14 protein-coding genes are annotated in these 11,835 nt (G+C 44.6%); 13 read left to right on the top strand and 1 reads right to left on the bottom strand.

Annotated features, from left to right (window positions below; genetic code table 11):
- The first annotated feature begins 742 nt into the window (after positions 1–742).
- Positions 743–1,759, top strand: coding sequence for a TAXI family TRAP transporter solute-binding subunit (locus tag EXT48_RS00870; RefSeq protein ID WP_130163328.1), 1,017 nt, complete (start codon positions 743–745; stop codon positions 1,757–1,759).
- Between the two features lie 36 nt (positions 1,760–1,795).
- Positions 1,796–3,880: a TRAP transporter fused permease subunit gene (locus tag EXT48_RS00875; RefSeq protein WP_130163329.1), complete on the top strand. Its 2,085-nt coding sequence runs from the start codon at positions 1,796–1,798 to the stop codon at positions 3,878–3,880.
- Positions 3,881–3,929: 49 nt separating this feature from the next.
- On the opposite strand, the gene plsB is transcribed toward EXT48_RS00875, so the two are convergent.
- Positions 3,930–6,356 carry a glycerol-3-phosphate 1-O-acyltransferase PlsB gene (plsB, locus tag EXT48_RS00880; protein WP_130163330.1) on the bottom strand — a complete coding sequence of 809 codons (2,427 nt, stop codon included), beginning with the start codon at positions 6,354–6,356 and terminating at the stop codon, positions 3,930–3,932.
- 471 nt (positions 6,357–6,827) lie between these two features.
- Here plsB and rpsJ point away from each other — a divergent pair, with 471 nt between their 5' ends.
- The 11 genes from rpsJ to rpsQ are packed head-to-tail and all read left to right on the top strand — an operon-like array spanning position 6,828 to position 11,792.
- Complete coding sequence (gene rpsJ / locus EXT48_RS00885; protein ID WP_010376390.1) at positions 6,828–7,139, top strand: 30S ribosomal protein S10; 312 nt, start codon at positions 6,828–6,830, stop codon at positions 7,137–7,139.
- Positions 7,140–7,166: 27 nt separating this feature from the next.
- Complete coding sequence (rplC, locus tag EXT48_RS00890; RefSeq protein WP_010376387.1) at positions 7,167–7,802, top strand: 50S ribosomal protein L3; 636 nt, start codon at positions 7,167–7,169, stop codon at positions 7,800–7,802.
- 17 nt (positions 7,803–7,819) lie between these two features.
- A complete protein-coding gene (rplD, locus tag EXT48_RS00895; RefSeq protein ID WP_010376385.1) occupies positions 7,820–8,422 on the top strand; it encodes a 50S ribosomal protein L4 in 603 nt (200 codons plus the stop codon).
- Positions 8,419–8,721, top strand: a complete 303-nt coding sequence (gene rplW, locus EXT48_RS00900; RefSeq protein ID WP_010376382.1) for a 50S ribosomal protein L23 — start codon at positions 8,419–8,421, stop codon at positions 8,719–8,721. Before rplD ends, rplW begins: the two co-directional genes overlap by 4 nt.
- 17 nt (positions 8,722–8,738) lie before the next feature.
- Positions 8,739–9,563 (top strand): 50S ribosomal protein L2, encoded by an 825-nt coding sequence (gene rplB, locus EXT48_RS00905; RefSeq protein ID WP_010607737.1) that lies wholly within the window; start codon positions 8,739–8,741, stop codon positions 9,561–9,563.
- Between the two features lie 16 nt (positions 9,564–9,579).
- Positions 9,580–9,858 (top strand): 30S ribosomal protein S19, encoded by a 279-nt coding sequence (gene rpsS / locus EXT48_RS00910; RefSeq protein WP_010376377.1) that lies wholly within the window; start codon positions 9,580–9,582, stop codon positions 9,856–9,858.
- Between the two features lie 12 nt (positions 9,859–9,870).
- On the top strand, positions 9,871–10,203 hold the full coding sequence (gene rplV / locus EXT48_RS00915; protein ID WP_010376375.1) for a 50S ribosomal protein L22: 333 nt from the start codon (positions 9,871–9,873) through the stop codon (positions 10,201–10,203).
- Positions 10,204–10,215: 12 nt separating this feature from the next.
- On the top strand, positions 10,216–10,917 hold the full coding sequence (gene rpsC / locus EXT48_RS00920; RefSeq protein WP_010376374.1) for a 30S ribosomal protein S3: 702 nt from the start codon (positions 10,216–10,218) through the stop codon (positions 10,915–10,917).
- Positions 10,918–10,930: 13 nt separating this feature from the next.
- Positions 10,931–11,344: a 50S ribosomal protein L16 gene (gene rplP, locus EXT48_RS00925; RefSeq protein ID WP_010376373.1), complete on the top strand. Its 414-nt coding sequence runs from the start codon at positions 10,931–10,933 to the stop codon at positions 11,342–11,344.
- Positions 11,344–11,535 (top strand): 50S ribosomal protein L29, encoded by a 192-nt coding sequence (gene rpmC / locus EXT48_RS00930; RefSeq protein WP_010376372.1) that lies wholly within the window; start codon positions 11,344–11,346, stop codon positions 11,533–11,535. Before rplP ends, rpmC begins: the two co-directional genes overlap by 1 nt.
- Entirely contained in the window at positions 11,535–11,792 is a 258-nt protein-coding gene (gene rpsQ, locus EXT48_RS00935) for a 30S ribosomal protein S17 (protein WP_010376371.1), read from the top strand. The genes rpmC and rpsQ overlap by 1 nt, the downstream gene beginning before the upstream one ends.
- The last annotated feature ends 43 nt before the right edge of the window (positions 11,793–11,835 follow it).

Here is an 11,835-nt window from a genome sequence, read left to right on the forward strand (position 1 = left end):
TGAAGGTGGCCGTACAGTAGGTGCTGGTGTTGTAGCAACAATCGAAGAGTAATCTCTAGATTGTCGTAACACACATAAAAAAGGTCGCTTTGGCGGCCTTTTTTAATGCCTTGTCGCTGTGATATTATATCGCGACAAAGGAAAAAGGTTGTTCTCTGATAAGAGTTCGGCCTTTTTTAATACCTCGTCGCAGCGATTTTATATCGCGACAAATGGAAAGGGTCGTTCTCTGATAGGAGTTCGGCCTTTTTTAATACCTCGTAGCAGCGATTTTATATCGCGACCAGCAAAAGGGTCGTTCTCTGATAAGAGTTAGGCCTTTTTTAATACCCCGTAGCAGCGATTTTATATCGCGACTAGTGAAGGGGTCATTCTCCGATAATGAGTACAGCCTTTTTTAATACCTCGTAGTAGCGATTTTATATCGCGACCAGTGAAAGGGTCGTTCTCCAATAAATACGTACAGACTTTTTTAATACCTTGTAGCAGCGATTTTATATCGCGACAAAGGAAAAGGCTCATTCTCCTATAAAAGCCTCATTTTTGTCATTGTGATGGTTATAACGAACAATCCGATAATGTTCTTATATTTGCTTTCGACAGCTTAAAATCCATATTCTCACCATTTAATCTCCCTATTCTATATGCTGATATCCAGCCACCAGTCACGTAAAAATTTGGTTAATTGCGTAAAGGTGTGCACAATAAGCCCATATAAAACCTAAAATTAGGGAGTGTAAAGATGTTAGGTCTTTCGGCTCGAACAATTTCTGCTGTGCTCAGTATCACAATGTCACTATGTACTTTTGCAAGCTTTGCCAATGTAGATAAGGACAGATCCTATATTTTGGCGACAGCCTCATCTGGTGGCACTTTTTACCCAGTAGGCGTCGCAATTGCGACACTAACTAAGCTAAAAGTCACGCCACAGCACGGTATGAGCGTGTCGGCCATTACCTCAGCTGGTTCGGGTGATAACCTCAAACTCATGCGTAATAAAGAAGCTGAGCTGGCTATTCTACAGGGGCTTTATGGTGCGTGGGCGACGCAGGGGACGGGTGCAATGGCACCTGTTGGCAAACAAGATTATCTGCGTTCTGTGACTATGCTGTGGCAAAACGTAGAGCACTTTGTCATTGCTAAGAAGTATGCCAAAACGGGCAACGTCTCAGATTTGAAAAACCTATATTCACAAGGGTTTGGTATTGGTAAGCGTAACTCTGGAACGGAAGGTTCTGGGAAGCACATCATGGCTGCACTGGGCGTTGATAGTGACAAATTCACTTTGGTGCATAAAGGTTACGCGGGCTCTTCTAGCGCCCTACAAAATGGTCAGATTGCGGGAATGAATATTCCAGCAGGAGTACCTGTCAGCGCTATTACAAGTGCTTATGCAGCCGATGCCAATGGTATCACGGTGCTGGATTTTACTGATGAGCAGCTAAATAAAGTCAACGCTGAGGTAGAGTTATGGTCACGCTTCGAGATCCCAGCTAACACTTACCCCGGCCAAACTAATGCAATCAAAACGATTGCGCAGCCAAACTTTCTTGCTGCACATAAAGACATGAGTGAGGAAGATGTATATCTGCTCACCAAGGCAATTTATGAAAATTTAGTCTTTCTTCAAACCATCCATAAAGCGACTAAAGCCATGGCGATAGAAAAGGCACTCATGGGACTGCCTGCTAAGCTACATCCAGGTGCGCTGAAGTATTATAAAGAAATAGGTATTGCCGTACCTGCTCATCTGCAGTAACGCCGCCAACTAAGTAAAACGGGATAGTATCTATCAATGAGTAATAGTAGCAATGAGCAAAGCACATTAGCAGCACCAACAGCAGCTCGTGAGAGGATCGCTTTTTATTTAGCGATACTCACGAGTCTGTTACATCTCTATTTTAACTTGGTCGCCACTTGGCCGGATAACTATATTTCAGCCATTCATTTCATGCTATTTGGTAGCATTATCTTGCTCACCTTGCCACTTAGAGTTGGCAAATTAGCAGTGCTTTCTAGCGTTATTGATATCGGGCTGTTTATCGGTTTAACCGTGAGCTGTGGCTATCTTGTTCTGTACAGTGATGCGTTGGCTGCGCGTAATTATGAATTTGCTACGGCTGACTGGATAGCATCTTCCACCGCTGTACTCCTCGCGCTTGAGTTGGTCCGGCGCTGTATGGGCTGGTTTATCCCGATGATGATCCTACTGGCGATGAGTTATGTACTGTTTTTGGGACAGTATATCGATGGCGTGTTTCATTTTGCGGGTTTAAGCGCAGAAACTATTTTGTTTCGCAATTACTTTGATGACGGCTTGTTTGGACCTATTGCTAAAATTTCTTGGACGTTTGTTTTTATGTTTATCCTGTTTGGCGCATTTCTAGTCCAAGCAGGAACAGGGGATTTTATCATTCGCTTTGCCAATGCGCTTGTTGGTCGTATGGTTGGCGGACAAGGACTTGTTGCTGTCGTGAGCTCGGGTATGATGGGCTCAGTATCAGGCTCTGCTATCGCGAATACAGCGGCGACTGGGGTGATCACCATTCCATTAATGAAGAAAGCAGGCTTTCCTGCAAAGTTTGCGGCAGCAGTTGAAGCCGGAGCATCGACGGGAGGTCAGCTGATCCCGCCGATTATGGGGGCCGGTGTATTTGTGATAGCCTCTTATACTCAAATTCCTTATCTTACGATAATTGCGGCGGCCTTTGTTCCCGCTCTGCTTTATTTCGCATCTATCGCCATCTTTGTACGTATTCAAGCTAAGCGTTTGAATATCCAGCCAGCATTAGAATCAGAGCAATTGAGTGCTTGGCAAGAGCTGAAGTCCGGTTGGCATCATTTATTACCTATCGTGTTGCTCGTAACTTTGATGATTTATGGCTTTACGCCAACTTATGCAGTCAGTATTGCGACGCTCAGTGTGTGTCTATTTTCTTTGTTTTCACATTCGCCGATGAAGTGGTCAAAGGTTTTGGCTGCGCTTGCAAATGCAACTGAAAACAGCGCTAAGACAGCAATATTATTGGTGGCCATTGGCATGCTGGTGAATTGTATTTCGATCAGCTCCTTAGGGGTTACTTTTTCTCTAATGATAAATGAATGGGCGGGAGCTAGCTTGATACTGTTGTTGGTATTGATTGCATTGGCCTCGCTAATTATCGGTATGGGGCTACCTGTGACGGCATCATATATTGTGTTGGCAACGCTTTCTGCACCGGCTTTGTATGGCTTGATCAGCCAGTCAGCACTGGTAGAGATCATAGTAAATGGTCAACTCAATGACACTGCGACGATGATGATGAGTATGATGGCACCAGCACTAGGTGAGATATACAACCAGCCAAATATTACCACGGCTCAAGTGTTTACTATTTTGGCAAGCTTGCCGCCAGAGGCTATTGATATTATTCGCAGTAGCCAATTTGATGCCACGCATTTAGCCATGATGCTACTTTCTGCCCATATGATTATTTTTTGGTTATCGCAAGATAGCAATGTAACACCGCCAGTATGTTTGGTCGCTTTTACCGCTGCGGGAATTGCCAAAACACCGCCGATGGCAACAGGAATAGAAGCATGGAAAACGGCCAAAGCGCTATACATCGTTCCCTTACTGTTTGCTTATACGCCGTTTATCGGGGGAAGTAATTTCGAGATCATGCAGGTTTTTTTCACTGCGCTTGTGGGAATGTACGCTTTGGTAGCAGCGATATACGGTTATGCCGAGGCGAAGCTCAATAAGCCTATCAGGATGGTGTTAGCGCTTTTAGGTATCGCTTTAGTTTGGCCGCACCAAATAATCTCTGTAGATATAGCGGCGGCGCTATGTGTTATTGCTGTTGTTATAAAGCAAGTAATAGATAATCGCCTAACTTAAGCTTCGCTATGCACCATAAAGTAGGCCCCTAAATTGGGGCCTTATGATATTAGACGATATGCTGAATAGACTGATGTATTCGAGCAGGTAGCAGGGCTTTTAAGTACTGCTCTAAAGTATGTAGTGATTCTGTGCCGCGAATGCCAGCGGCTTCATCTTGTTCTATAAAGCCTTGCTCTTTTAGACTAGTGACAAATGCACTGAGCACTTTTTTGTCAAAAAACTCTGGGCTTTTGATACCATGCAAAGTTCCTAGTCGGTCGGCAAGAAGTGCACTTTCTTTTTCAAGCTCGCTACGACTTAATCCTTGATGACGCTTAACGAGGTTAATCGTGATTGCATAGCGTTCAAGCGTTAAGTGGATCACTTTACCTAGCATTTCTAATTGTGCCAATGCGCTACCATCTTTGTTAACTGAGGCTAGGTGACCATCAAAGGTGATTAGACCCTTAGCCGCAAAGTATTCAAAAATAGACTCTATATATCCTGTCTTAAGGTCTGTTAAGAACCACTCTTTTGCAAACAAGGGATACAACAGCGCTACCTCTTTGCGACACTCATCAACAGTCAAGCTGTAGCGATTGAAGAGCTGCTGAGCGATTAAGCTTGGTACGGCAAACAGGTGCAGAATATTGTTACGGTAATAATTAAGCAGAGCGCGTTCTTTTTCCTTAACACTAATGATGCTGCCGAAACTGTCTTCAATAATATCGAACTTATCAAGCTTAAGTGCATGATCGAGTAAGCCCTCAGAGCTCGAATCTGGCACCGTCGCATTGTCGTGATAAGGTGCATTTCTGTGTAGTCCAAGATATAAATCAAGCTGTTGTAGCAGTTGTGATTTAGGTAGTGCAAACTGCTCGTTACTCAGCAAAATAGTCGCAAGCAAATTCACTGAGTTCAGTGCTGCTGAGTTATTTATCTCAGTCATGATGACATCAGCGAGATCGGCAACTTGCTTGTTCAGCCAAGCTGGCTTTTGAGTTTCGGTGGGGTGGATAGAATCACGCCAATCTGGTTGATGCTCATTTAAAAATTGGTTGACTGATATCGGATCGCCAAAATTTAAATACCCTCTACCATAGTTTTTAAGGTTCTTAATCGCCTTAAAAATACCAAAGATAGACTCATTTTTCTTACTGTTGCCAGCCAGCTCTTTGAGGTAGGTGTTGATCTCCATAACATGTTCGTAGCCGAGATAAACGGGCACTAATGAGATAGGTCTGTCTATACCACGCAACATAGATTGCAGTGTCATTGCCAACATACCCGTTTTTGGTGGTAGTAGACGACCGGTACGACTGCGGCCGCCTTCGGTATAAAACTTAACGGAATACCCTTTGATGAATAACTGACTTAAATATTCCTTGAATACCGCGGAATAGAGTTTGTTACCCGAAAAAGAACGGCGAATAAAGAAGGCGCCACTACGACGGAAAATCGGGCCCGCAGGGAAAAAGTTGAGATTAACGCCAGCTGCGATATGCGGTGGTACTAAACCCTGATGGTAAATCACATAAGTGAGAAGCAAGTAATCCATATGGCTACGATGACATGGCACGTAAATGATCTCGTGTCCTTTGTCAGCGAGTGCTTGTACTTTGTCTGAGTTATTAACTTCAATACCATTATAAAGCTTGTTCCACAGCCAAGTGAGGGCCCTGTCAGCTACGCGCACCATGGCGTCTGAATAGTTTGCGGCTATTTCGTCTAATAACCTCAGTGCTTGTAATCTCGCTTCTTCCTGACTTAGACCTTTTGCCTTTGCTTCGTCAGCAATGGCCTTTTTAATACTTTGCGACGCTAAGATAGAATTAAATAGCTGCTCACGTGATGGTAATTTGGGACCGGTAGCAGCCAATTTTTGACGACGGAAATGCACGCGTGCAACGCGCAGCAGCTTATGTGGCAGCTCCTCAACATCTGCTTTATCGTTTAACAATTGGTTGAGTTCAATCGGGCGGGAAAATCGAACAAAGTTATCCCGGCCTGAAAACAAGATCACAAAGCATTTGCGTAGCCAGCTCGGTGTTAATGAGTTGGATAATAAGGTTCCCACACCTGGCTTTTCTTTACCTGGATTACGACCCCACAATATGGTGACCGGAATAACCTGCGCATCGGTATTGTTATCATCTTTTAGCGCTTCAAAAATCGCTTTGCTATGTTCAAGCGCATCACTTGGTTTATGACTATTACCAAAGACACTTGGCGGAGTCTGGATCCCAACAAAACGATTGAGCTCTTTGTTGCCAATTCGCGCTTTTTGAGACGGTCTTGGTAAACCAAGCTTTTTACACATAACGTCTAGCGCGACCATGTCTGATACTGAGTCGAGTCTCGCTACATAAAATGTGGGAATGCTGGGATCTAGCTCGTAATCCTCGATGGGATGCTCTGGCAATACTTTACTTTTAACAAAAAGCCAGTTGCTACAGCGAGCGATGGTTGTAAGCAAATAAGAAAAAATCTGCATGGGAATACCGAACAATTATCATTAGCCATAGAATACCAAGATTTAACTGGACTGACCATTTACAAAGGCGTCATCCATGTTTTCTTGTCGCAATATTTCACTATGGAAGACTAACAGAAGCGAACGCTTGAGTAGAGTGAATTTTGTTCTATGTGCTTTGTGTGAGTGAAATATTATGTATGTTCAATGTGCTTTATCTGCGGCGACAGCGCCTACGGATCCGAGCGATAAAATTACTTTGTATTAGTTGTTGCATTTATCACCAATATCACTATAATATGCAGACTTTCTTGACCATAGCGTCTAGGAAAGTAAATGAAAGGTCTGGATTTCAGGCCCTATGAACAGGAACTCCAATTGTGAGTTCAACGGTAGAAATAAATTAACAACCGACTTCTCAGGAATAATTGAGTTAGTCTCGGTCGTTTTTTTATGCTCTTTTTAAATGCTCTTTTTATTTGAGGTTTAAGAATGTCAAATCAACGCATTCGTATTCGCCTAAAAGCTTTTGACCACCGTTTGATTGACCAATCAACGGCGGAAATCGTGGAAACAGCGAAGCGCACTGGTGCACAGGTTCGTGGTCCAATCCCACTACCTACGCGCAAAGAACGTTTCACAGTATTGATCTCTCCGCACGTAAACAAAGACGCGCGTGATCAGTATGAAATCCGCACCCACAAACGTCTGATCGACATCGTAGAACCAACTGACAAGACTGTAGACGCTCTAATGCGCCTAGACCTTGCTGCTGGTGTTGATGTTCAAATCAGCCTGGGTTAATCGGAAGATTAGAGAGGTTTTAGGAAAATGGCATTAGGTCTAGTCGGTCGTAAAGTGGGTATGACACGTATCTTCACTGAAGATGGTGTATCTATCCCTGTGACAGTTATCGAAGCGACTCCTAACCGTGTTACGCAGATCAAATCTGACGCAACTGACGGTTATAACGCGCTTCAAGTTACTGCAGGCGAGAAAAAAGCAAGCCGTGTAAACAAACCAGCAGCGGGTCACTTCGCTAAAGCTGGCGTTGAAGCGGGTCGCGGCCTGTGGGAATTCCGTCTTAACGGCGGTGAAGGTGAATTTGAAGTAGGTTCAGAGCTAACTGTTGAACTTTTCACTGAAGTGAAAAAAGTAGACGTTACTGGTACTTCAAAAGGTAAAGGTTTCCAAGGTGGTGTTAAGCGCTGGAACTTCAGCATGCAAGACGCAACTCACGGTAACTCTCTATCTCACCGTGCTCCTGGTTCAATCGGTCAAAACCAGTCTCCTGGTAAAGTTTTCAAAGGTAAGAAAATGGCCGGTCAAATGGGTAATGTTCGTTCAACGACACAGAACCTTGAACTAGTACGTGTTGACGCAGAGCGTAACTTGCTTTTAGTTAAAGGTGCAGTACCTGGCGCTATCGGCGGTGACGTTATCGTTAAACCAGCTGTTAAAGCATAAGTCCTGGAGATTTAGTGATGGAATTAGCAATTAAAGGCGCTGGCGCGCTTGAAGTTTCCGAAGCTACTTTTGGACGTGAGTTTAACGAAGCATTGGTACACCAAGTAGTTGTTGCTTATGCAGCAGGTGCTCGCCAAGGTACTCGTGCTCAATTGACACGTTCTGAAGTACGCGGTGGTGGTAAGAAACCATTCCGCCAAAAAGGTACTGGCCGTGCACGTGCTGGTACAATCCGCAGCCCAATCTGGCGCAGCGGTGGTGTGAGCTTTGCAGCTAAGCCGCAAGATCACAGCCAAAAAGTTAACCGTAAAATGTATCGCGGTGCGATCAAGAGCATTCTTTCTGAGCTTGTTCGTCAAGATCGTCTAGTAGTTGTTGAAAACTTTGGTCTAGAAGCACCAAAGACTAAAGAACTAGTAGCTAAGCTTAAAGAACTTGAGCTTAAAGACGTACTAATCGTGACTGAAGAAGTAGATGAGAATCTATTCCTTTCTGCACGTAACCTGTACAAGGTTGATACGCGTGACGTAGCTGGCATCGACCCAGTAAGCCTAATCGCTTTCGATAAGGTTCTGATTACTGCTGCTGCTGTTAAGCAACTTGAGGAGGCGCTAGCATGATCCGTGAAGAACGTCTTTTAAAAGTAATCCTTGCTCCACACATCTCTGAGAAGAGCACTGTATCTGCTGAAGAAAACAACACTATCGTTTTCAAAGTAGCTAAAGATGCAACTAAAGCTGAAGTTAAAGCAGCTGTAGAAAAGCTTTTCGAAGTAGAAGTAACTGGTGTTCGCACTCTAAATGTTAAGGGTAAGACAAAGCGTACTGGTATGCGTTTTGGCCGTCGTAGCGATTGGAAAAAAGCATACGTTACTCTTAAAGAAGGTAGCGAGCTAGACTTTGTCGGCGGCGCCGAGTAATAAGGGGAGTTAGAATTATGGCACTTCAAAAGTGTAAACCAACTTCTGCGGGTCGTCGTCACGTCGTTAAAGTGGTTAACCCTGATCTACACAAGGGTAAGCCTTACGCTCCGCTATTAGAGAAAAACTCTAAATCAGGTGGTCGTAACAACAACGGTCGTATCACGGTTCGTCACATCGGTGGTGGTCATAAGCAACACTACCGTGTAATCGACTTTACACGCACAAAAGATGGCATTCCAGCTAAAGTTGAGCGTCTAGAGTACGATCCAAACCGTAGCGCAAACATCGCTCTTGTATTATATGCAGACGGTGAGCGTCGTTACATTATTGCACCTAAGGGTCTTAAAGCAGGTGATGCAATCCAATCTGGTGTTGATGCACCAATCAAGGTTGGTAACACACTACCTATGCGTAATATCCCTGTAGGTTCTACTGTACACAACGTTGAACTTAAACCTGGCAAAGGTGCACAAATTGCACGTTCTGCTGGTGCTTACGTACAGATCCTTGCTCGTGAAGGTCAATACGTAACACTACGTCTTCGCTCTGGCGAAGTTCGTAAGGTTGAGTCTGATTGTCGTGCGACTCTTGGCGAAGTAGGTAACGCAGAACACATGCTACGTTCACTAGGTAAAGCTGGTGCAAATCGTTGGCGTGGTATCCGTCCTACAGTTCGTGGTGTTGCCATGAACCCGATTGACCACCCACACGGTGGTGGTGAAGGTCGTACTTCTGGTGGTCGTCACCCTGTATCTCCATGGGGCGTACCTACTAAAGGTTACAAGACTCGTAAGAACAAGCGTACTGATAAGTTTATCGTACGTCGTCGTACTAAATAATAGTTGAGGAATTGCCATGCCACGTTCTCTCAAGAAAGGTCCATTTATTGACCTACACTTGCTGAAGAAGGTAGAGAAAGCGTTGGAAAGCGGTGACAAGAAGCCAATTAAAACTTGGAGCCGTCGTTCAATGATCATACCTAACATGATCGGATTGACCATCGCTGTCCATAATGGTCGTCAGCACGTTCCTGTGTTCATCACAGACGAAATGATCGGTCACAAACTGGGTGAATTTGCACCTACACGTACTTACCGCGGTCACGCTGCGGATAAGAAAGCTAAGAAGCGTTAATCGGAGGGTATGATGGAAGCATTAGCTAAACACAAATTCGCCTCTGGTTCGGCGCAGAAAGCACGTCTAGTGGCAGATCAGATCCGTGGACTTCCGGTTGATCGCGCGCTAGAAATCCTGGCGTACAGCCCGAAGAAAGCGGCTGTATTAGTTAAGAAAGTACTTGAGTCTGCTATCGCGAACGCGGAGCACAACGAAGGTGCTGACATTGATGAGCTTAAAGTGGCTAAAGTATTTGTAGACGAAGGTCCTACAATGAAACGTATTATGCCACGTGCTAAAGGACGCGCAGACCGCATCCTTAAGCGTACAAGCCACATCACTGTTGTGGTATCGGATAGCTAGGAGATATAAGTAATGGGACAAAAAGTTCATCCTACTGGTATTCGCCTAGGTATCTCAAAGCCTTGGGTATCTACTTGGTACGCGAATACAAAAGATTTCTCTGAACAGCTTTTTGGCGATCACAAAGTACGTCAATACCTTACTAAGGAATTGAAAAGTGCTTCTGTAGCTAAGATCGTTATCGAGCGTCCAGCTAAATCAATCCGTGTAACAATTCACACAGCTCGTCCTGGTGTTGTTATCGGTAAAAAAGGTGAAGATGTTGAAAAGCTTCGCCAAGCTGTAACTAAGCTTGCTGGTGTACCTGCGCAAATCAACATCGCAGAAGTACGTAAGCCAGAGCTAGATGCACAGTTAGTTGCTGACGGTATCTCTTCTCAGCTAGAGCGTCGTGTTATGTTCCGTCGTGCTATGAAGCGCGCAGTACAAAACGCAATGCGCCTAGGTGCTAAGGGTATCAAAGTTGAAGTAAGCGGCCGTCTAGGCGGTGCTGAAATCGCACGTTCTGAGTGGTACCGTGAAGGCCGTGTACCTCTACACACTCTACGTGCTGATATCGACTACGCAACTTCAGAAGCTTTGACCACTTACGGTATCATCGGTGTTAAGGTTTGGATCTTCAAAGGCGAAGTAATTGGTGGTCTTCCACTAGTTCAAGAGCAAGAGAAGCCAGCTAAACGTGCGCCGAAGAAAGCTAAAAAAAGTGCTAAGTAAGAGGTAGCGACTAATGTTACAGCCAAAACGTACAAAATTCCGTAAGGTACACAAAGGCCGCAACCGTGGTCTGGCTACCAGCGGTAACAAAGTTAGCTTCGGTTCTTTCGGCTTGAAAGCGACTGGCCGTGGCCGTATGACTGCTCGTCAAATCGAAGCAGCTCGTCGTGCTATGACACGTCACGTCAAGCGTCAAGGTAAAATCTGGATCCGTGTATTCCCAGATAAGCCAATTACAGAGAAACCGCTTGAAGTTCGTATGGGTAAAGGTAAAGGTTCTGTTGAATACTGGGTTGCTGAAATTCAGCCTGGTAAAGTACTTTACGAGATGGAAGGTGTTTCAGAAGAGCTTGCTCGCGAAGCATTCGACCTAGCTGCTCGTAAATTACCTTTCAAAACAACATTTGTAACTCGGACGGTAATGTAATGAAAGCTAGCGAACTTAAAGACAAAAGCGTAGAAGAGCTAAATGCTGAACTTCTAGAGCTTCTTCGTGAGCAGTTCAACCTGCGCATGCAAGCGAGCACTGGTCAGCTAGCTCAAACTCACGAGCTTAAGAAAGTACGTCGCAATATTGCGCGTGTGAAAACGGTTATCAACCAGAAGGCAGGTGCATAATGAGCGATAAGATCCGTACTGTACAAGGTCGTGTAGTTAGCGACAAAATGGACAAGTCAATCGTTGTTGCTATCGAGCGTCAGGTTAAACACCCGATCTACGGTAAGTTCATCAAGCGTACAACTAAGTTGCACGCACACGATGAAAACAACACAGCACTAGCAGGTGACGTCGTGACTATTCGCGAATGTGCGCCAATCTCTAAGAAAAAATCTTGGACGCTAGTTGACGTGATTGAACGTCCTAAGAAAGCTTAATTTTAGTTTTTAACTAAATTAGACTTTTATAAAGCCCCGGCAT

It is taken from the genome of Pseudoalteromonas sp. CO348 (genome assembly GCF_004208845.1).
GTDB lineage: Bacteria > Pseudomonadota > Gammaproteobacteria > Enterobacterales > Alteromonadaceae > Pseudoalteromonas > Pseudoalteromonas maricaloris.

What these genes read in the sequence shown, in the direction of transcription:
- rplP (WP_010376373.1), top strand. Translation starts at nt 10,931, where the DNA reads ATGTTACAGCCAAAACGTACAAAATTCCGTAAGGTACACAAAGGCCGC.
- rplW (WP_010376382.1), top strand. Translation starts at nt 8,419, where the DNA reads ATGATCCGTGAAGAACGTCTTTTAAAAGTAATCCTTGCTCCACACATC.
- EXT48_RS00870 (WP_130163328.1), top strand. Translation starts at nt 743, where the DNA reads ATGTTAGGTCTTTCGGCTCGAACAATTTCTGCTGTGCTCAGTATCACA.
- EXT48_RS00875 (WP_130163329.1), top strand. Translation starts at nt 1,796, where the DNA reads ATGAGTAATAGTAGCAATGAGCAAAGCACATTAGCAGCACCAACAGCA.
- rplD (WP_010376385.1), top strand. Translation starts at nt 7,820, where the DNA reads ATGGAATTAGCAATTAAAGGCGCTGGCGCGCTTGAAGTTTCCGAAGCT.
- plsB (WP_130163330.1), bottom strand. Translation starts at nt 6,356, where the DNA reads ATGCAGATTTTTTCTTATTTGCTTACAACCATCGCTCGCTGTAGCAAC.
- rpsJ (WP_010376390.1), top strand. Translation starts at nt 6,828, where the DNA reads ATGTCAAATCAACGCATTCGTATTCGCCTAAAAGCTTTTGACCACCGT.
- rpsC (WP_010376374.1), top strand. Translation starts at nt 10,216, where the DNA reads ATGGGACAAAAAGTTCATCCTACTGGTATTCGCCTAGGTATCTCAAAG.
- rplB (WP_010607737.1), top strand. Translation starts at nt 8,739, where the DNA reads ATGGCACTTCAAAAGTGTAAACCAACTTCTGCGGGTCGTCGTCACGTC.
- rpmC (WP_010376372.1), top strand. Translation starts at nt 11,344, where the DNA reads ATGAAAGCTAGCGAACTTAAAGACAAAAGCGTAGAAGAGCTAAATGCT.
- rpsS (WP_010376377.1), top strand. Translation starts at nt 9,580, where the DNA reads ATGCCACGTTCTCTCAAGAAAGGTCCATTTATTGACCTACACTTGCTG.
- rplC (WP_010376387.1), top strand. Translation starts at nt 7,167, where the DNA reads ATGGCATTAGGTCTAGTCGGTCGTAAAGTGGGTATGACACGTATCTTC.
- rplV (WP_010376375.1), top strand. Translation starts at nt 9,871, where the DNA reads ATGGAAGCATTAGCTAAACACAAATTCGCCTCTGGTTCGGCGCAGAAA.
- rpsQ (WP_010376371.1), top strand. Translation starts at nt 11,535, where the DNA reads ATGAGCGATAAGATCCGTACTGTACAAGGTCGTGTAGTTAGCGACAAA.